The sequence below is a fragment of the Billgrantia endophytica genome (assembly GCF_002879615.1).
Classification (GTDB): Bacteria; Pseudomonadota; Gammaproteobacteria; order Pseudomonadales; family Halomonadaceae; genus Halomonas; species Halomonas endophytica.
In genome coordinates, this window is the sequence record NZ_PNRF01000042.1 from 30,562 (window position 1) to 53,559 (window position 22,998).

23 protein-coding genes and 3 pseudogenes are annotated in these 22,998 nt (G+C 61.7%); 14 read left to right on the forward strand and 12 right to left on the reverse strand.

The genetic code is table 11. The features are described from left to right. The first annotated feature begins 3 nt into the window (after positions 1-3). The 6 genes and pseudogenes from C1H69_RS19905 (at position 4) to C1H69_RS19930 (ending at position 7,236) form a co-directional block, all read left to right on the forward strand. On the forward strand, positions 4-1,932 hold the full coding sequence (locus C1H69_RS19905; RefSeq protein WP_102655137.1) for an efflux RND transporter periplasmic adaptor subunit: 1,929 nt from the start codon (positions 4-6) through the stop codon (positions 1,930-1,932). 3 nt (positions 1,933-1,935) lie between these two features. Next, positions 1,936-4,086 (forward strand): HlyD family efflux transporter periplasmic adaptor subunit, encoded by a 2,151-nt coding sequence (locus C1H69_RS19910; protein ID WP_102655138.1) that lies wholly within the window; start codon positions 1,936-1,938, stop codon positions 4,084-4,086. Further along, on the forward strand, positions 4,083-6,038 hold the full coding sequence (locus tag C1H69_RS19915; protein ID WP_102655139.1) for a preprotein translocase subunit SecA: 1,956 nt from the start codon (positions 4,083-4,085) through the stop codon (positions 6,036-6,038). Before C1H69_RS19910 ends, C1H69_RS19915 begins: the two co-directional genes overlap by 4 nt. Before the next feature lie 38 nt (positions 6,039-6,076). Further along, a complete protein-coding gene (locus C1H69_RS19920; protein WP_102655140.1) occupies positions 6,077-6,826 on the forward strand; it encodes an efflux RND transporter periplasmic adaptor subunit in 750 nt (249 codons plus the stop codon). Between the two features lie 34 nt (positions 6,827-6,860). After that, a pseudogene (locus tag C1H69_RS19925) lies at positions 6,861-6,950 on the forward strand (transposase domain-containing protein); the annotation flags it as partial. A 22-nt stretch (positions 6,951-6,972) separates the two neighbouring features. Next, positions 6,973-7,236: a hypothetical protein gene (locus C1H69_RS19930; RefSeq protein ID WP_102655141.1), complete on the forward strand. Its 264-nt coding sequence runs from the start codon at positions 6,973-6,975 to the stop codon at positions 7,234-7,236. Positions 7,237-7,280: 44 nt separating this feature from the next. On the opposite strand, the gene C1H69_RS19935 is transcribed toward C1H69_RS19930, so the two are convergent. From C1H69_RS19935 to C1H69_RS19950, 4 genes are all read right to left on the reverse strand, one after another. Then, positions 7,281-7,592: a helix-turn-helix domain-containing protein gene (locus C1H69_RS19935; protein ID WP_102655142.1), complete on the reverse strand. Its 312-nt coding sequence runs from the start codon at positions 7,590-7,592 to the stop codon at positions 7,281-7,283. After that, positions 7,589-8,935: a type II toxin-antitoxin system HipA family toxin gene (locus C1H69_RS19940; protein ID WP_102655143.1), complete on the reverse strand. Its 1,347-nt coding sequence runs from the start codon at positions 8,933-8,935 to the stop codon at positions 7,589-7,591. Before C1H69_RS19940 ends, C1H69_RS19935 begins: the two co-directional genes overlap by 4 nt. A gap of 258 nt (positions 8,936-9,193) precedes the next feature. Further along, complete coding sequence (locus tag C1H69_RS19945) at positions 9,194-10,135, reverse strand: pirin family protein (RefSeq protein WP_102655144.1); 942 nt, start codon at positions 10,133-10,135, stop codon at positions 9,194-9,196. Further along, positions 10,132-11,016, reverse strand: coding sequence for a pirin family protein (locus tag C1H69_RS19950; protein WP_102655145.1), 885 nt, complete (start codon positions 11,014-11,016; stop codon positions 10,132-10,134). Before C1H69_RS19950 ends, C1H69_RS19945 begins: the two co-directional genes overlap by 4 nt. A 120-nt stretch (positions 11,017-11,136) precedes the next feature. Between C1H69_RS19950 and C1H69_RS19955 the strand changes: the two genes are divergently transcribed. Further along, the gene (locus C1H69_RS19955) at positions 11,137-12,057 is read left to right on the forward strand and encodes a LysR substrate-binding domain-containing protein (protein WP_102655146.1); all 921 of its coding nucleotides are present in this window, start codon (positions 11,137-11,139) and stop codon (positions 12,055-12,057) included. 234 nt (positions 12,058-12,291) lie between these two features. Next, the gene (locus C1H69_RS19960; protein WP_240610024.1) at positions 12,292-13,536 is read left to right on the forward strand and encodes an amino acid deaminase; all 1,245 of its coding nucleotides are present in this window, start codon (positions 12,292-12,294) and stop codon (positions 13,534-13,536) included. A 34-nt stretch (positions 13,537-13,570) separates the two neighbouring features. Here the strand turns inward: C1H69_RS19960 and C1H69_RS19965 are convergent, their stop codons facing one another. The 3 genes from C1H69_RS19965 to C1H69_RS19975 all read right to left on the reverse strand — a co-directional run bounded on the left by C1H69_RS19965 (position 13,571) and on the right by C1H69_RS19975 (position 15,936). Next, positions 13,571-14,575 (reverse strand): 2-hydroxyacid dehydrogenase, encoded by a 1,005-nt coding sequence (locus tag C1H69_RS19965; protein WP_102655148.1) that lies wholly within the window; start codon positions 14,573-14,575, stop codon positions 13,571-13,573. A gap of 366 nt (positions 14,576-14,941) precedes the next feature. Further along, on the reverse strand, positions 14,942-15,226 hold the full coding sequence (locus tag C1H69_RS19970) for a hypothetical protein (protein WP_102655149.1): 285 nt from the start codon (positions 15,224-15,226) through the stop codon (positions 14,942-14,944). Positions 15,227-15,411: 185 nt separating this feature from the next. Next, positions 15,412-15,936, reverse strand: a complete 525-nt coding sequence (locus C1H69_RS19975; protein ID WP_102655196.1) for a DUF1269 domain-containing protein — start codon at positions 15,934-15,936, stop codon at positions 15,412-15,414. A 103-nt stretch (positions 15,937-16,039) separates the two neighbouring features. Between C1H69_RS19975 and C1H69_RS19980 the strand changes: the two genes are divergently transcribed. After that, on the forward strand, positions 16,040-16,312 hold the full coding sequence (locus C1H69_RS19980) for a cytochrome P450 family protein (protein ID WP_102655150.1): 273 nt from the start codon (positions 16,040-16,042) through the stop codon (positions 16,310-16,312). A gap of 75 nt (positions 16,313-16,387) precedes the next feature. Beyond that, positions 16,388-16,606: a hypothetical protein gene (locus C1H69_RS19985; protein ID WP_422666917.1), complete on the forward strand. Its 219-nt coding sequence runs from the start codon at positions 16,388-16,390 to the stop codon at positions 16,604-16,606. A gap of 140 nt (positions 16,607-16,746) precedes the next feature. Here the strand turns inward: C1H69_RS19985 and C1H69_RS19990 are convergent, their stop codons facing one another. The 4 genes from C1H69_RS19990 to C1H69_RS20010 all read right to left on the reverse strand — a co-directional run bounded on the left by C1H69_RS19990 (position 16,747) and on the right by C1H69_RS20010 (position 19,209). Further along, on the reverse strand, positions 16,747-17,292 hold the full coding sequence (locus C1H69_RS19990) for a YciE/YciF ferroxidase family protein (RefSeq protein ID WP_422666915.1): 546 nt from the start codon (positions 17,290-17,292) through the stop codon (positions 16,747-16,749). A gap of 88 nt (positions 17,293-17,380) precedes the next feature. After that, on the reverse strand, positions 17,381-17,731 hold the full coding sequence (locus tag C1H69_RS19995) for a hypothetical protein (protein ID WP_102655152.1): 351 nt from the start codon (positions 17,729-17,731) through the stop codon (positions 17,381-17,383). A gap of 135 nt (positions 17,732-17,866) precedes the next feature. Further along, positions 17,867-18,748, reverse strand: coding sequence for a cytochrome c oxidase assembly protein (locus tag C1H69_RS20005; protein WP_102655154.1), 882 nt, complete (start codon positions 18,746-18,748; stop codon positions 17,867-17,869). A 2-nt stretch (positions 18,749-18,750) separates the two neighbouring features. Then, a complete protein-coding gene (locus C1H69_RS20010; protein ID WP_102655155.1) occupies positions 18,751-19,209 on the reverse strand; it encodes a DUF2243 domain-containing protein in 459 nt (152 codons plus the stop codon). Between the two features lie 65 nt (positions 19,210-19,274). Between C1H69_RS20010 and C1H69_RS24660 the strand changes: the two are divergent. The 3 genes and pseudogenes from C1H69_RS24660 to C1H69_RS20025 form a co-directional block, all read left to right on the forward strand. Then, positions 19,275-19,394 (forward strand): annotated as a pseudogene (locus tag C1H69_RS24660) (transposase family protein); the annotation flags it as partial. A 59-nt stretch (positions 19,395-19,453) separates the two neighbouring features. Then, a pseudogene (locus C1H69_RS20020) lies at positions 19,454-19,600 on the forward strand (transposase); the annotation flags it as partial. A gap of 199 nt (positions 19,601-19,799) precedes the next feature. Next, positions 19,800-21,008: a M24 family metallopeptidase gene (locus C1H69_RS20025; protein ID WP_102655157.1), complete on the forward strand. Its 1,209-nt coding sequence runs from the start codon at positions 19,800-19,802 to the stop codon at positions 21,006-21,008. A gap of 3 nt (positions 21,009-21,011) precedes the next feature. Here the strand turns inward: C1H69_RS20025 and C1H69_RS20030 are convergent, their stop codons facing one another. Next, positions 21,012-21,896 (reverse strand): LysR family transcriptional regulator, encoded by an 885-nt coding sequence (locus tag C1H69_RS20030; RefSeq protein WP_102655158.1) that lies wholly within the window; start codon positions 21,894-21,896, stop codon positions 21,012-21,014. Positions 21,897-22,168: 272 nt separating this feature from the next. Between C1H69_RS20030 and C1H69_RS20035 the strand changes: the two genes are divergently transcribed. Continuing rightward, the gene (locus C1H69_RS20035; protein WP_102655159.1) at positions 22,169-22,957 is read left to right on the forward strand and encodes a sodium:solute symporter family transporter; all 789 of its coding nucleotides are present in this window, start codon (positions 22,169-22,171) and stop codon (positions 22,955-22,957) included. Positions 22,958-22,998: the final 41 nt, after the last annotated feature.

The window sequence follows — 22,998 nt, forward strand, 5'->3', positions numbered from 1 at the left end:
CTAATGCAACTGGCGGATAACAGCAGCCTGGCGATTCAGGCATGGCAGGAAAACACCCATGGGGCCCAGGCCTGGCTGACCCGCCACTGTGAGCGAGCCCCGACCCCGGAAGGTGTACGGGTCGGTGAAGGGGTAGTTCTGTGGCAGCATGAGCGACAGTGGCTGCCGGTGGCGCTGTGGCCGGCGCAGGCCAAGGGCAGCGCGCTGCTGACGCTGGCCGATGACGTGCGTCGTGCCGGGCGCGGCATGGTGACTCAGCTCGACGAGCAGCATATCGGCCTGGGCTACCCGGTGCGTGATGTGAGTCATGACGATGCCGGCTGCAACGACCGTTCCACCTCAGGCGATGCACAGAGGGAGGCCGGTGGTTTGTTGGGAGCCGTGGCATTGCGTGTGGTGCTACCGGCAGACAAGCCTTCGTCGCAAGGGGTGCTGCAGCCGGCGTTGATGGCCCTGATGGCAAGGCTCGAGGATGGCGTGGCCGTGCTCGAACGCGATGCCCTGCAGCGTCATCACCGGCGCATACAGCGAGCCCAGCATGAACTGGCCGGCCACCTCGAACTGCTGGCCGCCGTGCTCGCCGAGCGCCAGTTCGTCAGTGCGGGTATGCAATTGGTGACACGCCTGGCGGTGAGCCTGGACGCCGAGCGAGTCACGCTGGGCTGGCGGCGAGGAACCTCCACCCGCGTCGTGCAGGTGTCGCACAGCGCCCAGTTCAATCGCAAGATGAACCGCATTCGTGCCACGGAAGCGGCAATGGACGAAGCCATTGACCAGCGTGCCAGCGTGATACTGCCGAGGCCCGACAACCAGCAGCAGGCGGCTCTCGGTCACGGTAGCGTGGTCAGCCGGGCGCATGCCGACCTGCTGAGCATGACCGGTGGTGCGGCAGTGCTGACGTTGCCGTGCCTGGATGAGGCCCTGCCGCGGGGGGCCATCACCATCGAGCGTGAGCAGGCCATCGACCATGACGAGATCATTGCCCTGGAAAGCCTCATGGCGCTGTGTACCCGCACGCTGGAGGAGAAGCGGCTCAATGATCGGGCGCTACCGGTCAAGCTGTTCGCCGCAGGGGGCGATCAACTGGCCAAGGTCGTGGGCCCCGGGCATCTGGGTGTCAAGCTGGCGCTGATTCTGCTGGCAGGCGGGGTAGCCTTCGGCACCCTGGCCACGGGCACCGACAGCGTAGCCGCCGATGCCACGCTCGAAAGCCGCGAACAGCGGATCATGGCTGCGCCGTTCCGCGGCTATATCGAAGAGATCCTGGTGCGTCCCGGCGACCGCGTCGAGGCCGGTCAGCCACTGGCGTTGATGGATGCCCGCGATCTCGCCCTGGAGCGGCTGCAGTGGCAGAGCGAACTGGCCAAGTTTGCCGGCCAGGAGCAGGAGATGCGTGCCATGGGCGACCGCGCCGCGCTGAACGTGATTGCCGCCCAGCGTGACCAGGCAGAGGCACGCCTGGCGCTGGTCGAATCGCGGTTGGCGCGGGCGACTCTGCTGGCGCCCTTCGATGGGGTGCTGGTCTCCGGCGATCTGACCCAGCGGCTTGGCGGCAGCGTCGAAGCCGGTGAGGAGCTCTATCGTATTTCGCCGCTGGAGGGGCTACGCGTCGAGCTTGAGGTGCCAGAGGCACGCATCAACGACATCGCCGTGGGCCAGCGCGGTGAACTGGTCCTGGCGGCGATGACCGAAGCGCGGCTACCGTTGCAGATCGAGCGGCTGACCCCGCAGACGCGCAGTGCCGAGGGCAGCAGTCGCTTCGTGGTCGAGGCGAGTCTCGACGAGGCGGCGCTGGGAGAGCGCATTCAAGTGCTGCGGCCCGGTATGCAGGGCGTTGGGCGTATCGAGATCGGCGAGCGCCGCCGGCTCGAGATCTGGACGCGCGAACTCGTCGACTGGTTGCGGCTGTCGGCCTGGCGCTGGTGGGGCTAGCGTATGGCGGGACCGCTGTTCAGCCAGCACTGGCACCGCGTGGCCGAGCTACGCCTGCGGCTACGCGGCCACGCCAGCCTGCATCGCCATGAATATCGCGGTGAGCCCTGGTATGTGCTTCATGACGGCCTCACCGGTCAGGTGCATCGCTTCACTCCAGAAGCCTATCAGGTCATCGGTCGGTTGGATGGCAAGCGTAGCGTGCGCGAGATATGGGATCAGGTCAGCGCCTCGCTGGGCGATGCCATGCCCACCCAGCAGGAGCTCATTGAGCTGATCGGCCGGCTGCATAATGCCAACGTGCTGGCCGGACAGGGCGAGATCGACATCGATGAACTCTCGCGGCGACAGGCCACCCAGCGGCGCAGCAAGTGGCTACAGATGATTCGCTCGCCGCTGGGCATTCGCATCCCGCTACTCGACCCGGAGCGCTTCGTGGCCGCCAGCTACCCGTTGGTACGGCCGCTGATCGGCCCGCTGGGCGGACTGATATGGCTGGTCACGCTGCTCTCGGCATTGCTGCTGATGGGCATTCACTGGTCATCGCTGACCGCCAACCTTGCCGACCGCGTGCTGGGCGTGGGTAATCTGGTGATGTTGGCGCTGATCTATCCGCTGATCAAGGCACTGCACGAACTAGGGCATGCCTGGGCTACCAAGGACGCCGGGGGCGAAGTCCACGAGGTCGGCATCATGCTGCTGGTGTTCTTCCCGGTGCCCTATGTGGACGCCAGTGCCGCTGCCGCCTGTCCCGACAAGTATCGGCGCATGCTGGTCGGCGCAGCAGGCATCATGGTCGAGCTGTTTCTTGCCTCGCTGGCAATGCTGGTCTGGGTGATGGCGGAGCCGGGCCTGATCAGGGCCGCTGCCTTCAACGTGATGCTGATTGCCGGGGTGTCCACGCTGCTGTTCAACGGCAACCCGCTGCTGCGTTTCGATGCCTACTACGTGTTGGCCGATTTTCTGGAAATCCCCAACCTGTTCAGTCGTGCCAACCAGCAGGTCGGCTATGTGGTCAAGCGCTACCTGCTGGGCCGTCGCGAGGTAACCTCGCATGCCGGGTCCAGGCGTGAAGCCTGCTGGCTGGTCGGCTACGCGGTCACCTCGTTCTGCTATCGCTTGATGATCATGGTGGCGATCGCCGTGTTCGTCGCAACCCGTTACCTGTTCGTAGGGATCCTCCTTGCCCTTTGGTCGGTGAGCATGACCCTGCTACTTCCACTGGCGAAAATGTTCAAGGCGATGACCATGGATGACGCACTGGAAGGCTCTCGCGCCAAAGCCTGGGGGTGGTTCGTTACGGCGACGGGGCTTGTCGGCGTGCTGCTGTTCGCCATGCCCATACCCTATGCCACGACGCTGCATGGGGTGGTCGATAGCCGCGAGCCGGCGCAACTGCGTGTCGGCGCCAGCGGCACTCTGGCTGAGCTATGGGTCGAGGACGGCAGCGAGGTGGCGGCCGGTGAGCCCTTGCTGAGGCTCGAGGCACCGGAGCTTGCCACCGAGGTACAATTGCTGGAAGCCGAGGTACGCGAGATCGAGCAGCAATTGCTGGCCAGCGTGCGTAACGCCCAGGCAGCCAGCCTGCTGCGTGAGACCCTGGCGTTGACCGGGCAGCGCCTCGACGATGCCCGCCAACGCGCTGCGGCCACCGTGCTCAATAGCCCTCGTGACGGCCTGCTGTTGATGCCGGAAGGGACACCGTTGCTGGGCCGCTTCGTGGAGCGTGGCACGGCGCTGGCCGTGGTCGTCAGGCCTGAAGACCTACGGGTGCGCACGCTGGTGCCTACCCATCGTGCCGATCGTGTGCGTGACGACGCCCAGTCGGTGGCCCTGCGCCTGCCAGGGGCAGACGACAGCGTAAGCTCGCGACTGGCCTGGATGGCGCCGAGTTCGTCCTATGAGATTCCCAGCGACGTGTTAAGTGTGGAAGGGGGCGGTAGCATAGCCCTCGACCCTCAGGCCGAGGCACCGCTGACCGCCTTTCGGCGCCACTACCTGGCCGATTTCGATGCCGCTGCACTGATTGCCGGCGAGCGTTCGGTACGGCTGGGGCAACGGGTTCACGTGCGAGTGGCGCATGCACCCGAACCGGCGGGGTTCCGGTTATGGCGCGATACGCGGCGCTCCTTTCTCCGGCTGTTCGATGTATGACCACGCTAAAGCTACCGCGTGATGTGATGGCGCGGCCCGAACGCCGGCTCGAGGCACCGACCAGTCTCGAGAAGCCCTGGCACTGGCTGCGTGCTCGGGTCACGCGCCCGGCACGGGTGAGACGGCTGGCCATGGGGCTGGCGCTGGGACGCATCCATCGCCATGCTCGCTGGTGGGCGAACCTCGACGACGCACGCTTCGACGCCGAGGTGATGACCCTGCGTCAAGCCTTGATTCACCGTGGCCTGACACGTGCGTTGCTGCTGAAGACCCTGGCCGCAGTGCGCGAAGCGGCGGGTCGCGAGCTTGGCATGCGCCACCACGACGTGCAACTGATGGGCGGCCTGGCCATGCTGGACGGGCATATCGCCGAGATGCAAACCGGCGAGGGCAAGACCCTCACGGCTACCTTGCCGGCCGCCGCAGCGGCCCTGGCCGGCACGCCGGTGCATGTGATCACCGTCAACGACTATCTCGCCGCGCGGGATGCCGAGTTGATGACACCGGTCTATGTGCGGCTGGGCCTCAACGTCGCCGCCATCGTGCATGAGATGACACCCGATGAGCGGCGCCAGGCCTATGCCGCCGACGTGGTCTACTGCACCAACAAGGAACTGGTATTCGACTACCTGCGCGACAGCCAGGTACTGGGGCGCTTTCGTCAGCCCATGCTCGCCCACGCCGCTCGCCTGCGCGGCGACCTGCAGCATCAGCAGCTATTGCTGCGTGGCCTGCATTTCGCGATTGTCGATGAGGCCGACAGTGTGATGCTCGACGAGGCCCGCACGCCGCTGATTCTCTCCGGGCCGGCACCGCATGAGGCCTTCGATGTCGAGCTTATCGATCAGGCCATCGCCCTGGCGGGCACCTTCGTCGAAGGCGTTCACTTCGTCAAGGAACGTAGCCAATTGCATCTCACTGAGGCTGGCAAGACTCGGCTGGCCGAGCAGAGCGAGCAACTGATGCAAGGCCAGGGGGCCGGCAGCGGCTGGGTGGGGCGCTCGCGGCGTGAATGGTTGATCCAGCAGGCGCTGGTGGCGCACCACCATTTCCAGCGTGATCAGCACTATCTGGTGCGTGACGGCAAGGTGCAGATCATCGATGAGCACACCGGACGGGTGATGGCCGACCGTAGTTGGGAGAAGGGCCTGCAGCAGATGATCGAGCGCCTGGAAGGCTGTGAGCCAAGTGACCCCAACGTCACTCTGGCGCGCCTGACGTATCAGCGCTTCTTTCGGCGTTACCATCATCTGGCCGGCATGACCGGTACCGCCCGCGAAGTACGCCAGGAGCTATGGGTCACCTACCGTCGGCGGGTCGTCGCGATTCCCCCGCACCGCCCCGGCAAGCGCCAGTATCTGGGTACCACCTGTGTGGCCGATCGCGAAGCGAAGTGGCGCTTGATCTCCCGGCGTGCCGCCCAACTGGCCGCCGAGCAGCGTGCGGTACTGGTGGCCACGGTGACGCTGGCCGATGCCGAGGCACTATCTGACGCGATGCGTGCCGACGGTATCGAGCACGCCATGCTCAGTGCCCGGCAGGATGCCGAAGAAGCCGAGGTGATCGCCCGTGCGGGCACCGCCGGCGCGATCACCGTGGCCACCAGCATGGCTGGGCGAGGCACCGATATCGCCCTCGACGATACCGCCACGGCGGCGGGTGGGTTACATGTGATCATCGCCGGCCACCACGACGCCTCGCGGGTCGACCGCCAGATCGCCGGGCGCAGCGCCCGCCAAGGAGACCCCGGTAGCGTGGAGTTCGTGGTCGCCGACGATGAACTCCTGCTCGAGGAACTCGACGGCTGGCACCGGCACATGGGCAAGCTGCCGGCGCGGCTGCATCGCGCCCAGGCCATCCGGGAGGCGCGCCATGCACGGGAACGGGCGCGTTTACTGGCCGCTGACTGGCGTGAGGGTGAGCTACTCGGTTTCAGCGGTCAGGGTGAGTAATATCGCCTGAGACGCACCTCGGCATTACAGGAGCCATCATGCATCCCATCTATCCTCTAGCCACCGCGCTTGGTGTTCTGCTATTGGTGAGCCCCGGCGGCGCCGAGGAGCCGGATTCGGTCGCCCTGGGCTTTGGTGAGATCAGTTGCCTGGTCGAGCCGGGCCGCCAGGCCACGCTCTCCACGCAAATTCCCGGCGTCATCGCCGAACTGCTGGTCAGGGCCGGAGACGACGTGGAGGCCGGGCAGGAACTGTTCCGTCAGGCGCAGGACGTCGAGCGGGCCAGCATGTCCCTCGAGGGCGCGCGCGCGGAGTATGCCGGGCGCCGTCTACAGCGCAATCAGCGGCTGATCGAGCAGGGGATGCTCAGCGATAGCGAGCGCGATGAACTCGATACCGAACTGCGCCTGGCACGCATGCAAGTCAATCTGGCCAATGCTCAGCTTGGGCAGCGTAGCACCACTGCCCCCTTCAGTGGCCTGGTAACGCGCCTGTACGCTGAGGAGGGTGAATACATCGACGCTACCCCGGTGCTCGATCTGGTGCAGCTCGATCCGCTGCGGATCGAAGCCGTGCTGCCGTTAACGGCCTATGGGCGACTGGCGGTGGGCGATACGCTCGGCGTCAGGCTACATGCGCCCGCTGAACGTGACGTGGGGGCCGATGTCGAGCGTATCGACGGCGTGATCGATGTCTCGAGCGGTACCTTTGGAGTTGGCCTGGTACTCGATAATCCCGAGGATGACATCCCTGCCGGTATCAACTGTTCGCTGTATTGGCATGGTTGAACCGTGTGCTGGGAAACTTGCCGGGTAACCGCATCTCAACGGCCACGATCCCTATGCCTACCTGAAGGACGTACTGGAACGGCTGCCGACACACAAGGCCAGCCAGATCCACGAACTCCCGCCTCAGAATTCTGAGGCAGGAGTTCGTGGAGGGCTACAGCGGCAACTACATCACCCCGCTGTTCGAGGAGAAGTTCGAGGATGTCGTCTGGTCGGTGGAGATCCACTGGCAAGGCGTGGCGCAGCGAGTGTTCCTCTACATCCTGCGGGAGTTCCAGTCCTCGGTGGACCGCACCATGCACATCAGCCAGCGCAGCGGCCCCGCCAAGGCGCCTGACGGCGCCAGTCGCGATGGGGACCAGCGCTCCCACAGCGATACTCTCCACCCAGGCGGAGCAAGCCGCTGTTGAAGATAGCTTCAGCTCGCGACCGCGGGGTTGCGATAGTCGCTATCTCACTCCTGCGGTTGCAGCGCCTGTTCCAGCAGGGCGGGTTGGCGTGGTATGAGTCCGACCTTGAATCCAAGGGGGCGGTAGACGCGATTCATGACGGTGAACGAGATATTGCCTTTGTCGCCTTCCATATCCGACAGCGTGCGTCGGCTGACGCCAGCCAGGCGGGCGTAGTCTTCTTGCGAGAGCCCCAGCGCGTCACGCCGTAAGGTGCGCAGGAGCTGGCCTTCACTGATCTCGCCGGTGAGCAGTTTTCGGGCGGCCTCGATGAGCTTCCGTTCACGCTCATCCGGGGTGAGTTCGCGTTGCTTCATATCAACCCCCAGCGTTTGAGCCTGGCATCCAGCGACCCGAGTCCGACGGCGGGCATGGTGAGGATGCGATCGGGTATGCCGCGGTTACGCAGCCGTTCTTGTAGCCCGGTCAGGCGTTCGGCTAGGGCTTGCAGATCCTTCATGATGCGTTCAGCCGGTGCCAGGTCGTTCAGTGCGTGGGCTATGGCGGCCCAGTCGAAGTCGCCACCCTCTTCGAAAGGCGAGCCCCAGCGCGTTGTGCGCGTTACGCCCTCGGGGTCGGCCTTCATGGGGGCGAAGTCATAGACGGGGGCGTGCCAGATCCCTGCCGGGCGCTTGAGCAGGGCGGCGTTTCGGCCATGGTTGTCCGAGTTTCCGAACGCGACATTGAGCAAGTCGCGCCTGATCCATTCCACGACGAAGGCTTCGCGATCGAACGTTTCTTCGAGTTCCACGACTCGGTGCTGGTGCTCGAGGAGTTCGACCAGACGGCGGATGACCTGGAAATGATCCAGGTGGGTGCCAGGAGCGGCACCGAGCAGGGCATAGACGGATTCGAGTCCGAAGCGGGCCAGGCCTTCGGGGCGCATTTCAACGTCGAAGCGGGGCAGCCAAAGCGAGGGGTATCGTTGGCCTTCGACCAGCCGCATGGTGGCCGTATCGATGGTGTCGATGCCCAGGGCGGCCAGCTCGTGGTAATAGTGATATTCGGTGCGGAGTATGTCGCAGTCGTCCTGGTTGCGTCTGCCTCGAGGAAACTTCACCAGGTAGTGGGTATCGCTGTTGTAGGGGTCGTCCTGCCAGGTGTCGATCCAGATGGCATCGTCCGGGCTACAGCGCAGCAAGAGTTTTGGCGCTTCGCCTCCTGCGCCGGTGGCGCCACCGCTGGCCGCTCCCATCTGCTGGGCGTATTCGAGAAAGTCGCCATGGCGCTCGATGACGTCATCGAGGGTGAAGCGGCGCTCGTGCAATCGTGTGCCGGCCGGTCGTGCCGGTACGGCTTCCTTGATGCGAAGGTTGCCGACTGGGGCTATGGTGCCGTGTTGCAGCAGTGCACTGTCCTGCTGGCCTGTCGGCATGCCTTGCAATCCGAGATGTTCGATCCAGTAACGACGGCTGGCGCCAGCAGGCATGATGTCTTCCATGAAGCCGAACCAGCGCTGGCCATGCTGCTTCAGCATCAGCTCAACGGGTAGCGTCAGGCTGCAGGCATGCTCATCGTCTCGAAACATCCAGTCCAGCGCATACGTCTGCAGATAGGCTAGCCGGGCTGGCCCGTGAGTGCCTTGCTCCGGTTGAGGCACCTCCAGCAAGGCGGCATCGTGCCAGCATTGGCCGTGATAGATCTGTAGGGTTAGCTCCATTGATTCGTTGCCATGTGAACTATTCTGCTCACATCATAGGCGATAACTGCTTTTTTGAGAATAATAATGCTCAGAAAATTACCTTGAGAAGATTTTTGAGCATTATTCAGCTCAGATCATCGCCAACGCTGATGGCACCGCGGTCGCGAGCTGACGCTATCTCCCACAACCTGCTTTTACCACCCTGTCGGAGCGCTGGTCCCCATCGCGACTGGCGCCGTCAGGCGCCTCGATGGCGACCCCAGTATATCGATGGGCTCAGATTTTCCAGGGCAGCGGTGGGGGCATCATGCGTTTTCCCCGATAGGCCGGAATGGTGCCGAAGCGTTCGCTTCCCGCTTCCCAGTCACGCTGGGCCTCGGCGATCTCCGCTTTGCCATGGCCGACGAAATTCCACCAGATGAGGATTTTCTCGCCCAGGGGTTCGCCGCCGACCAGCATCGCCCGTCCACCGGCCGGCAGGGTCGCTTCGAGCGTGTCGCGTCCCCGGCCCAGGTAGGCCAGCTCGTTGGTGGCGAAGCGTTCGCCATCGATGGAGAGTTCCCCTTCGAGTGGCAGCAGGGCGTACTCGAAGTCTTCCCGCAACGGGAGGCTGAGGGTCGTATTCTCACCAGCGGCAATATCGATACCCAGCAGAGGGGAGAACGTGAGGGTTGGGGCGCGGTAGCCGGCATGCTCGCCGACCAGCAGCGTCAGTTCGGCCCCTTGGGCTTGCCAGCGGGGCAATTCGGGGTAGTGGTCGAAACGGGGTGCGGTGTTGCGGTGCGCCTCGGGCAAGGCGATCCACAGCTGCGCGGCATGCAGGTGACGCTCGCCTTCGACCGACTCTTCGGTATGGCTGATACCCCGCCCGGCCGTCATGAGGTTGACCTGGCCAGGGCGAATTACCTGCTCGCTGCCCAGGCTATCCCGGTGCAGGACTTCGCCTTCGATCATCCAGGTGAAGGTTTGCAGGCCGATGTGGGGGTGAGGTCCAACCTGTAGGCCGCTGCTGTCTCCCTTGAAGATTGCGGGTCCGGCATGGTCGAGGAAGCACCAGGCGCCGACCAGTCGGCGCTGTCGTGAGGGCAGGACGCGGTTGACGGGAATGCCGCCGACATCAGCCGTGCGTGGCGATACGCGTTGAATCTGGCGTTTGCCCTCGATGACCGGGCAGTCCAGTGAGGATGACAAGTCGCCATCGTTGACGAGATTGCTCATGGGGTGCTCCTTGTGTCGTTCAGGGCGCCGTACTTGCCACGCTGGAAGTCGGTGAAGGCGTGCTGGATCTCCTCCACGCTGTTCATGACGAAGGGGCCATGGCCGACCACCGGCTCGTCGATGGGCTCGCCGCTGAGCAGCAGCAGCTTGGCTTCGTTGTTGGCTTCTACCTGCAGTTCGTCGCCGTCACGCGAGAAGCACACCAGGCTCGGCTCGCGGATCAGTTCGACCCCGTTGACCAGCACGGTTCCGCTCAGCACCACCAGCAGTGTGGTGTGGCCGCTGGGCACGGGAAGTCGTGCGACCCCCTTCGGTTGCAGGCGCACGTCCCAGACATTGATCGGGGTAAAGGTATGCGCGGGGCCCTGATGCCCGGCGTAGTTGCCCGCCACCACGCGTACTCGGCCCACGTGGTCGGGCAAGGTCACCTCGGGAATCGCATCCGCCAGCAGGGTTTGGTAGGCCGGCGGCGCGGACTTGTCGCGCGCGGGCAGGTTGACCCACAGCTGCGCTATCTCCAGGGTTCCGCCCTGTTCGGTGAAGTCCCGGGAGTGGAATTCCTCGTGCACGATGCCGGCGCCCGCCGTCATCCACTGTACGTCACCTTCGCCGATGAGCCCGCCGCTACCGGTGGAGTCGCGATGCTCCAGTTCGCCCTGGTAGACCAGCGTCACCGTTTCGAACCCGCGGTGGGGGTGCTGTCCTACCCCGCGCGGTTGACCGCCAGCGGAAAAGTCGAAGGGTGCGGCGTAGTCGAGCATCAGAAACGGGCTGAGATGCTCGGCGCCCAGGCGGTCGTAGGTAAAAAGCGAGCGGACTGGGAAGCCATTGCCGACCCAGTGGCCACGTGCCGCGCTGTATACCCCCTTGAGTGTCTTCATGTCGAGGCTCCTGCTTTATCGAGAGGGCACAAGGCCCTGATATGTGAAGCCTAGATAAGGAACGCGGAGAGCAGTAGGGGGTATAATCCGGACTCATCGTTCTACTCATGAGACGATTGTATGCAGGATCTCAATGACCTCTACTACTTCGTTCAGGTGGTCGATCACGGCGGATTCGCGTCGGCGGGGCGTGCCCTTGGCGTTCCCAAATCGAAGTTGAGCCGACGTATTGCCCAACTGGAGCAGCGGTTGGAGACTCGACTGATCAATCGTTCGACACGGCACATTTCCATTACCGAACTGGGGCGGGCGTATTACCGCCACTGCGTGGCGATGCTGGTGGAGGCCGAGGCGGCCGATGAGTTGATCAAGCGTAACCTGGCCGAACCCCGCGGCACCGTGCGGCTGAGCTGTCCGCCCAGCCTGCTGCATTACCTGATTTCGCCTTTGCTGGTGCGCTTCCTGGCGCAGTGCCCGGAGGTGGAGATTCAGGTCGAGGCCACCAGCCGCCGTGTCGACGTGGTCAGGGAAGGATTGGATATGGCTATTCGGGTTCGCTTCCCGCCGCTGGAGGACAGTGACCTGACCATGAAGGTACTGTCGAATAGCCCGCAACGCTTGATGGCGGCCCCGGCGCTGTTCGAGCGTCGCCCGCTGCCGCGTTCCCCCGGCGATCTGAATGGGTTGCCAAGCCTGGACTTCGACCAGAAGCAGCACGTCTGGGACCTCGACGGTCCGGACGGCGTGACCGCCAAGGTGCCGCATCATCCAAGGCTGGTGACGGACAATGCCGAGACTCTGCACCAGGCCGCGAGGGCAGGGCTGGGGATAGTGAAGCTGGATCTGGCCGTGGGCGGTCGGGATCTTCATGATGGCACCCTGATCGATGTGTTGCCTGGCTGGCGCCCCCGCGGCGGCATCCTGCATATCGTGTTCCCATCCCGTCGGGGGCTGCTGCCCTCGGTTCGTGCCTTGCTCGATTTTCTGGCTGACAACATCGATGAGCAGGACATTTCCCAACTGGAAGCCTCCCTTCCGTGATTGGAGATATCGGTGGTTGTCGGCGTGGGCGACCTCCGCCGGGGCGCCTGGCGGCGCCAGTCGCGATGAGGACCAGCGTTCCAACAGTGATATTCTCCACCAAGGAGAGACGGACCGTTGTGGGAGGTGGCCACCGCGCCGGCTTTGGCCATGTCATCAAGTTATCGTGAAAATCCAACAATGCCATTGGTCATACGGTGCGAGGGAGGAGAGCGGATGAGCGGAGGAAAGGGGTTGGATGATAGACAGGCGGGGCCGGAGCACCGGCACGGCGAGAAGGGCGGCGTGGAACTGACCGGGGATCTGCTCTCGGGGGTGAGCTTGCCGGCTGCCGTGGTATTCGAAGGGGCCCTGGTGCACAACCTGGCGTGGATGCAGCGTTTTGCCGAGGCGCACGGGGCGCGGTTGGCGCCCCATGGCAAGACGACCATGGCGCCGGCGCTGTTTCACCGCCAGTTGGCGGCCGGCGCCTGGGGTATTACCCTGGCCACGGCGCCCCAGTGCCGGGCCGCCTTCGCCCATGGCGTGACGCGCCTGCTGCTGGCGAACCAGCTCATCGGCGAGGCCAACATGGCGATTGTCGCGGAGCTGATCGAGGCGGGTGCCCATGTCTACTGCGTGGTCGATAGCATCGCCAACGTGAGCCAGCTGGGGCGCTATTTCGCGGCACGGGGTTTGCGTCTGCAGGTGCTGATCGAGCTGGGGGTCGAAGGCGGACGCTGCGGCTGTCGCGATCATGATGAGGTCATGGCGCTGGCTGAGCTGATCGACAGCGAGCAGGCTCTGGTGCTTGCCGGGCTGGAGGGGTATGAGGGTGTCGTGCATGGGAATGACCCTGAGTCGAGGGTGCGCGGCTATGCCTGGCAGTTGGTGGAAGTGGCGCAGGCGCTGGATCACGATGGCTTGTTCGAGTCGCCGGCACCGATCATCACGGCTTCCGGCTCGGCCTGGTATGACGTGATCGCCCAGGTGTTCGCCGAGGCCCGCCTGGGCGAGCATTTCGTGCCGGTGCTGCGTCCCGGCTGTTACGTGGTGCACGACCACGGCATCTATCGCGATGCCCAGCGTGGCCTGCTGGCGCGCAGGCCCGACCTCGATCGGGGGCTGAGGCCGGCCCTCGAGGTATTCGCACAGGTTCAGTCGCTGCCGGAGCCGGGTCTTGCTGTCATCGCGCTGGGCAAGCGTGATATCGCCTTCGACCAGTTGCCGGAGCCGTTGCGGCGCTACCGGGAGGGTGGTCGCGCCGGTGCGGTGCTCTCCGTCGAAGGCTGGCGGGTCACCAGGCTGATGGATCAGCATGCCTTCGTGCGCTTGCCCATGGACGACCATGAGGCCGGCGAGAGGTGGGATGAGATTCGCGTCGGCGATATCGTGGCGTTCGGTGCGTCGCATCCTTGCCTGACCTTCGACAAGTGGCGCCAGTTGCTGCTGGTCGACGATGCCTTGCAGGTGAAGGAAAGCCTACAGACCTGCTTTTGACCCGAAGGTGTTCCGATCCCGGCTTTTCCTGGCGTTAGCCCGTCTGGGAGCTGGTTCCTTGCCGCTGTGACCAGACGGCTTCGTTTACCAGGCTGATGGGGCGTTCGCCTTGCAGCGCCAGGCAAATGTTGTCGATGGCGCGCTGGGTCATGGCATCGCGGGTTTCATGGGTTGCCGAGCCGATATGGGGCAGGGCCACGACGTTGGCCATGTGGGGCAGGGGCGATTCGGGTGACAGCGGCTCCTGCTCGAACACGTCCAGGCCGGCGGCCTGTATCTCGCCCTTTTCCAGCGCGGCGATCAGCGCGGGTTCATCGACTACCTTGCCACGGGCAATGTTGACGAAGATGGTGGAGGGCTTCATCAGGGCGAACTCACGCCTGCCGATCAGGTGCTTGGTTTGGGGGGTAAGCGGAACCGTGACGCAAACGAAATCCGCTTCGCCAAGCAGCGCGTCCATCTCCCGGTATTCGGCGCCGAGCTCGGTCTCCAGGTGTGGCTTGGGGGCGGCATTGGAGTAGAGCACTTTCATGCCGAAGCCCAGGGCGCCGCGGCGGGCGATAGCGGCACCGATCCGGCCGAGGCCGATCATGCCCAGTGTCTTGCCATGCACGTCCGTGCCGAATTGCGCTTCTCCAATGCTGGCCTGCCACTCGCCGCGCTTGATGTAGTCGGCCAGTTCCAGCACACGGCGTGCGGTGGCCATGATCAGGGCAAAGCCGGTGTCGGCGGTGGTTTCGGTGAGTACGTCCGGCGTATTGCAGAGCAGGATGTTGCGCTGGGTCAGCGCATCGACGGGGTAGTTGTCGTAGCCAACCGAAATGGTCGCGATGGCTTCCAGCTTTGGTGCCTTGTCGAGCAGGGCAACGGGAATTTTAAGGCTCGAATTGATCAGGCCATTGGCGTTTGCCAGCGCCGTCAGGAAGGCCGGGTCTTCCAGGGATTCGAGCTGGATGAAATGATCGAGCTCGAAGTCCTGCTGTAGTTGTGCGATGTGATGAGGCTTGAGGCGGCCATAGGCCACGAGTCGCTTGCGCATGTCATCCTCCTGTCCGATCTGTGGTTTGCCCAGCAGTGTGGATCGCGCTGCACAGGCTTCTTGCAGGATGACATGAAGAAAAGAAAGCGCAAATAATCGTAATATGGGTGAAATATCGAAATTGATGGGGCATTATCCCAGTGGTCAACCGACTGGAGAAAAATCATGCCAACTCAACAGATCGTTGTCACCCTGAATAATGAAGTGTTTAGTCACTGGGCGTCTCATGCGCTTGCCCAGCAAGCCGCGCACGAGGCACTCGTGGCTTACATCCCCTGATGCTTCCCTTTCAGGCACCATAGGACCACGGAGGGTCCTCCTTCCCCCGCTTTCTATCCTATCTGTATCTCTATCTCTAACTTATTGTTATCGCAGAACGTAGCCCGTGGACCGGGAGCCTGTCGGTGTGGCGTTGATGCCTGCCGAGTCGGCCCGCTCCGCTGTCAGGAGGTTCTTGGCCCACTGGCTCGCATCCGTCCACGCTTCTTCCTCGACTGCCGTTGCGGCGAGTGGCGGCATGGGGCGCATGATGGGTTCGGTCGCACCGGGCAAGTGCCAGCAGGCTACGGCTAGCCATTGCAGCGTGATGGGATCTCGTGTGAGAACTAGTTCGATATCGGTTTCGTACAGGTTGTATGTGCGTCGTTTCATATCCGCCCCCTCCCTAGGAGTGCTCACAGAAAGCGTAGTAAGGCGATATGAGAGTGGCTGTGCGACAAGGCGTGGTTTGTTGTAAGCCATTGCCGACAATTGGCGCAGGAGCGCTCCGGGTGGAAACCGAGCCGGCAAGGTGGTGGCTGTAGCGCCTTGCCGAGCACTCAGGCGGAGCGGGGGGGTCAATGACCCTCTCCCACATTTTTCTTCCTTTCCAGGGTGCCCACCTTGTCGATCACTACCTCGGGATGGTGACGTTTGATCGCTGTTCTGAACGTGTCTTCCCTCTCGTCGGGAACGTCGATGATCAGTAGCGTTGCGCCACGCTTGAGCGCATTGTCGAACTTGCTGACTTTGATGTCGCGCACTGAAACGCCGACCATCGTGCTGGTCCAGACGCCGGCCAGCGTGCCAAAGGCCATCATCCCCAGGGTGATCCAGACGATATTCGTGTCGATGAGGATGAAGTGAGAGATCACGCCCAACACTAGACCTAGTGCGGCCCCGACGATGGCTCCTCGCTTCGAGGCATTGACGACATCGGTGGTCTGGATCAAGGTGGCTGTCGGCACCCCTTCCTTCTCCAAGGGCCTCCAGTCCTTGCCCATGACGTGCATGTCATCCTTGGTCAGTCCCATCTCATTGAGTTCGCTGACAATGGTGGAGGTGGTTTCTTTATCGGGTATCAAGAAATACAGACGTTGCATAGCATTCTCCCTTCTCCAAAAGGGCCTCTCGGACATTCCTTTCCCTAGAAGGTGTAGCATGTCAGCAGCGAGTCTGACCATGGTCGTGAGAAAGGAGTGAATCATGCGATCGAGCGCGACATCTCCCATTGCCAACTTCGATTCTGCCACCGGCATGCTGCGCCCACGCACACATGAGGACTGGCCTCTGGTGCCGTTCAGTGGCGGCACCGGTATCTGCCCGGGGCGTCACCTGGTGCTACTGCTGACCAGCAACATGATGGCGAGGCTGATCGAGGGCAGGAATCTGGAGTTGACCTCGCATCGGCTGCTCGACAGCGAACCGATGCCGGCGCTGCTCAACAACTACGCCCTGCGCTTCAAAATGCATAGTTAGGCAACAGCGTCATGCTATGGCGTCTCATCAGGATCGGGCGCTATCACCGGGGCGAAGACGTAAGCCTCGGCATCGATAGGCCGAGAGGACAGCCAGCGTGCCGTGCTGGAAGCCTGGGTGCAGGAGTGCCGTGGCTATCTGGGTATCGCGCTGACCGATACGATCACCCTGGATGCCTTTCTGCACGACTTCAATGGGCAACTGGTGGCCAAGATTTCTGATTCCTCGGGCAAGACCACGTGCCGTGACGAGGGCTACGTCCGCTACCTCAAGAATGCCTTTGGCGTGACGTAGGCGGGTGTCGCTTCATCTGCCGGGAGAGCATAGCCCGGGAAAACCCGGCTGCGCGCGAACGTGTGCGATGACGTCAGCCGGGGTTGACTGGCTACATTGGCTATCGCCAAGGATGTTCAAGCGGCCACGGACGGGACGGCTCAGCCAGCCTTGCGATTGATGTCAGCCTTGGCCAGCTTGGACAGCTTGTCGTCAGCCGCTTTCTCTTCCTTGAGCGTCTCGGCCAGGAGCTGTTTGGCTTCGGTATAGCCGAGCTGTTCGGCCAGCTCGCAGAGGGTGCCGTAGGTGGCGATTTCGAAGTGTTCCACCTTCTGCGCCGCACCAATCATACCGGCGTCGCGAACGGGTCCTTTCTCGGTGGACTCGATCAGTTCCTGTCCTTCCTCGATCAGGCTCTCCATCGCATAGCTCTTGATGCGCTTGACTCGTATGTCCGGAATGGAGTCTGCCGCCTTCTCGATTCGCTCCAGTTGACCTTGGGTCTCCTCGAGATGCTCCTTGAAGGCATCGGACAGCTTGGGGTCGTCGGCCGCTCGCGCCATCTTGGGCAACGCGCGGGTCATCTGTTTTTCCGCACTATTGGTTTCGGATAGCAGGCGGACGAAAAGCTCATTTGCACTCTTGATAACCATGTTTTGCTCCCTTTCGCGATTGCATTCCATGCTCAGATGAGCTGTTTTCAACATAGCAGGCATACGGCGAGAGAGAGGCGCCGTACGGCAGGAAAGTTGTTAAGAGCGGTCGCCAAAAGTTGGCTTGTGTAAAACGGATGAATCAATTGCTGGAGACGGGCGTCAGCGGCTCATCGTCCAGGTCCGGGTCGTGTTGGAAATCCGCCTTGATGGCATTCTGGACGATCTGGACGGTGCCGCTTTTCTCTCCTTCGACAGCAAGTTCGGTGGGCTCGGCCATGCCGTTGATCGCGGTGGTGATCAGTACCAGGTCATACCCGGCATCGCCGGTGTAGCGATAGGTGGCCTCATGACGAGTATGCTCATCGTCGAGGAGTCGTATGCCGCCCTCTTGGTAGGTAAACGCATCCGCGGGAACTTCCGCTTCTCTGTTGTCCGCTTCTCTTCCACGTTCGATACGTAGCGCCACGAAACCTGAAAGGGTGAAAGGCATGGCTTCGGCCTTCGTCCGTTGGGGTCTTGTCAGCGTAGACAAGCGAACAGAACGCCTCAAATTGTCTGCCGACTGCCCGTATATGAAATGCATCGTGCACTGGAACGCGGCCGAATCGACCTGGGACTGTCCCTGTCACGGCAGTCGCTTCGACCACCGATGGCGAGGTGATCGAGGAGTCGGCATATCCTCCTTTGTCACGGGCGGGGGCTCGGGCTGATACGGTGTCAAAGCACTCCGGTGCGAGGGCGACGTGCGCAACCACATCGTGAACAGCACGATGGCCAGCAACACCTCGGCCAGGTCGCCGCCGTAGTACATCAACTGAGCGGCGGCCTGGATTTCCTCCACGTCATGCCCGGTGCCCCGCGGCCATAGATAGCCGTACATCAACTTGCCGAGGATGGCATGGGTGGCCATCGATACGAACAGCACGCCTAGCCGAAAGCGCATGCCGGGGGCATGAGGTGCGGCATCCGGCCCGGCGAGGATCGACCAGCAGAACAGGTAGCCGGCGACTAGAAAGTGCAGGTGCATCCAATGATGCAATGCAGGGTGCTGCAAAGTCGCCGCGTAGAGGGGCGTCAGGTAGAGAAGATACATGCCGCCGATATTCAGCAGCAGCGCGCTTAGTGGGTGGGAGATCGTCCGCACGGGCCGGCTCCGTAACACCATGACGACATGACGTGAGGTCCTGGGCGGCAGCGTGCGCAACAGCAGCGTGACGGGGGCCGACAGCACCCAAGCCAATGGCGCGAGCATCCCGATCAGCAGATGCTGCACCACATGAAGGCGCAGGTCGTGATGGGCCCAGGCCATGATCGGCGGGGCGAATGCCACACCCAGCAGCAGGCTTCCGGCGATGAAGAAGCCGGTGCGCCACCCACTCCAGCCACCCGTGGCAGGCCGCTGGCGATAGGCGGCGCTCAGATAAGCAAGCGTAATGAACAACAGCAGGATAAGCGGCAGCACGGCGAGCAGCGAGATATCGGCCGTGGTGCCGTTCGGTTCGTGCATGGTTATTTCCGTTCGAGGCGGCTTGCCCGGCGATAGAGCCAGATCCCAACCCCGAGCAATACCAGCGCGGACAGATTCCAGGTCAGGTCATAGACCAGCAGGTCGACGCCATAACGGATCTGGTGGATACGCAGCAGTTTGTGGTTGACGATGCCGTCGAAGAGCTGAAAGCCACCCATGCCGAGGAAGACGCCGGCCCAGGCCCAGCTCACGGCCAGCTGACGCCGGCGGGCAAGGTCCGTCAGCAGAAAGAAGCCGGCAACGATGGCCAGCAGCTCTGCGGCATGCAGCAGCCCATCGGACAGGATGCCCACCGCGGGCGTGGCATGGTCGAAGAAGTGGTGCCACTGCAGGATCTGATGAAACAGGATCTCATCGATACCGGCCATGACCCCGGCGCCTACCAGCACGGCATACCAGAGGGAGCGCCTGGGCGATGTGACAGGGGGTGGCGTTGCCATCGTAGCATCCTTGCTCCATGGGAATCGTGACTAACAAGGTAGGCTAGTCGGCGCTCGAAGCAAGGGCGCGACCTGGCAGTGATTTCACCCTGCTGTTCGAGCAGGCCACCATGTCGCTGGTCAAGGAGATGCCCGTGCTGGCTGTTTCCCGGCAGCTGGAGATCACCGACAGGCGCCTGTGCCGAGAACCTGCCTAACGCCGAGGTCACGGTCGACGGGTTCCCTATCGGGCAGACGTTCACCAAGGCGCTGGATCTCGGGCCTGATCAACGCTCGTCTGGAAGGCATGAACGGTCTCTTCCAGGCGGCTAGATCACGCGTACGTGGCTACCGGAACAAGGCCAACTTCATCGCCATGATCTACCTGATCGGCAGCCCTGTGGGGCGCCTCTGGGGGATGGGGCTCTGGGATCAACATGTGGGGCACGATTGTCGGCACTTCATCCACATTTCCCTCATCAATGGAGGTATTTGCACTAGTCATTGGCCCAGGAAGCTATCTCTAGCCATAGTCGTTATCACCACCAAAAGGGAGTGATATGCAACATAGGTGGAAAAAATCGTTGGCTTATAAAAAAGGAGAACAGAAGATGAAGCTTCCGTCACTTATCGAGATTCCCAATGGAGAGAAGGTAACGCCGACCTTCTCGGATGACGAGATGCGGAAACGATTGATGGGCCTAAGGGAGTACATGGCAGCTAACGATATCGATGCGGTCGTCATGACATCCTATCACAACATCAATTATTTCAGTGACTTTGTCTATTGTAAGTTCGGACGCGACTATGGCTTGGTAGTTACCCGGGATCGGTTCACGACAGTGTCCGCCAACATCGATGGTGGGCAGCCCTATCGCCGCAATCGGCTGGGCGACAATATTGTTTATACCGACTGGCAGAAAGACAACGTCTTCAAGGCTGTCAAGCAGCTCTGCGAAGGCCGCAAGCGCGTTGGCGTTGAGTTCGATCACCTGACGCTACAGAATCAGCAGAAGCTCCTGACGGCCCTCGGTGACGTAGAGCTGGTTGATATCGGGTCGCCAACCATGAAGATGCGAATGCTCAAGTCCGCCGAGGAGATTGCGCTGATTCGTCAGGGGGCGCGCATTGCCGATGTGGGCGGCGTGGCCGTGCGTGATGCGATCGTGGCCGGTGTGCCGGAGTACGAGGTGGCATTGGCCGGCCAGCACGCGATGGTGCGTGAGATCGCCAAGACGTTCCCGAACAGTGAACTGATGGATACCTGGGTATGGTTTCAGTCCGGCATCAACACAGACGGCGCGCATAATCCGGTGACCAGTCGTCGTGTGCGGCCCGGCGACATTCTAAGCCTGAACACGTTCCCCATGATTTCGGGGTATTACACTGCCCTGGAACGTACTCTGTTTTGCGAGCACGCCTCCGACGAGCACCTGCGACTCTGGGAGGTCAACTGCAAGGTCCATAAGCGTGGGCAGGAGCTGATCAAGCCAGGCGTGCGCTGCTGCGACATTGCTCATGAACTCAACGCCATCTTCGCCGAACATGACTTACTGCAGTATCGCACCTTTGGCTATGGTCATTCCTTCGGTACCCTGAGCCACTACTATGGCCGCGAGGCGGGCCTCGAGCTGCGCGAAGATATCGAGACCGTGCTCGAGCCCAACATGGTGGTCTCCATGGAGCCGATGATCATGATTCCAGAAGGTCGCCCAGGTGCCGGGGGCTATCGCGAGCATGATATTCTGGTGCTCAACGAGCACGGAGCCGAAAACATCACCGGGTTCCCGTATGGTCCTGAGCACAACATCATCAGGTAGGGGTTAACAGGTGGCCAGAGAGGGTGGGGGCGTAAGATTTGCTAATCCTGCACGCAGGAAATCGAGAACGTGACGGGTTGCCACGCTAAGCTCCTGCTCTCGGTAGTAAAGGCCAATGCTGACCGACCCGAGTAGAGGTAGCCGATCTGTTTTGAGCGCAGTGGCCAAGTGTGGTGGAACCACCGAAGAAGCCATGGCAGTCATGCCTAGCCCCTCTTCAACGGCAGACATTATGCCCGTCAGGCTAGGGCTGGTATAGACGATACGATAGGGCTGGCTGGCTTTTTCAAGGACTCTTTCCAACATTGTGCGATACAGGCACCCCTGGGGGTAAGCCACTAGAGGGGTGGCTCCAGTGTCTGATACGTTGTCGTGGCTCATTACCCAGGCCAGATGATCCAGACGGTAGTCCCGGCTATCCCGGTCCTCATGCTCCTTTTCCGGCTCCATGACCAGGCAAATATCGTATTGGTGTTTCTGGAAGCGTTGATAGATGACTTTGCTGATATCACAGTCTACTTCAACCATGATATTAGGATAGGTTCGCGACAAATTGCGAAGTGCTTTTGGGAGAAAAGCCAGTTCAAAATCATTCGGAATCCCCAGTCTGACCCTACCCGACACGCTGTCTCCTCGGAGCCGGTCAACAATCCTATCATTTATTTCAAGTAACTGCTTTGCGACTTGGTAAAGGTATTCGCCATCTTCTGTAAGTTCCAGGCTGGACCCTCTTAAAAAAATTTGCGTATCGAGTAGCGTCTCAAGTTTCTTGATCTGCAAGCTGATGGCGGGCTGCGAACGTCCCAGTAACTCGCCGGCGCTTGTAAAGCCGCCCAGATCCTTGATGGTTACAAAAGTGCGCAGAAGGTCTGTCGGTATATTCTTCATTATTTCATGCCTATTGTTGTGGCTTATGGAGGTATTTGGCTTTCAAATTGGCCCGATTTAATAGCCATAAATTACCTTGAAAGTGCCAGGTTAGGCAATGCAGTGGCAGGAGGCCAATTCTTTCAATGACAACAAGAGGGTCTGAAAATGAATTCCTGGGTGTTGAGCACCTTTCTGGTGCTGACCTGCTACATGATCATTCATTCTGGTGCAGCCTACTTCCGAAGAGAGCTGAAGAAAAAATCCACTAATGGCTCAATGAGGAAATAGACATGGATGCATACACGCTATTCAACTGGGGTCTTTTGTTCATGACCTTTGGTCTGATGATATACCTCGGTTACCTCTCATCTCGCTACATGAAAAGGGGCGACGAGGGGGGCTTCCTGGTGGCGGGGCGATCCCTCGGTGCCTTCGTGTCTGCAGGCACTATCGTGGCTACGGGTTTCAGCGGCTGGGGGTTCATGGGGTCGCCTGGCGTAACCTACCAGTTCGGTGCCATCGAAGTGCTGGGTAATTTCTTTTTCGCGCCCGCCATGGTGATCGCCGTACTTTACTTCGCCCATTTTCTGCAGCGCCGGGCCATCGAGATGAAAAGCAACACCATTCCGGAGTACATCGCACAGATTCACGGTGGCGGCTCCATGGGGCGAGTACTGCAGGGGGTGGCGGCTTTCCTTACCATTCTTTTGCTGTTGGTCTTCCTGGTCAGTCAGATCAAGGCCGTGGGCTTGCTAGGGGCGAGCTGGCTGGGCATCGTGGCCCTGACGATGATGCTCTACGCCCCGCCTTTCATGCTCTCCTGGCTTGGCATCCTGGGTTCCGGCACTCTGCTGGCCAGCATGATCGGGCCGGTGTTCATCTCCACCTTCTGGCAGGGTAGTGCCTGGGGGGCCCTCACGGCCATGCTGGTGGGCTTCTTCACTAGTGGCTATATGATGCTGTTCGCCGATGTGGGCTGGCTGATCGGGCCATTGACGGGGTGTGTTGTCTCGGCTACGTGCTATATCGGCGTATCGCTCATGATTCGTCCTCGGGTGGCGGAGCGACAAGGCATTTAGCATCAATTGTTACTGCTCATGATCGCGCTGGGGTTCCTGAG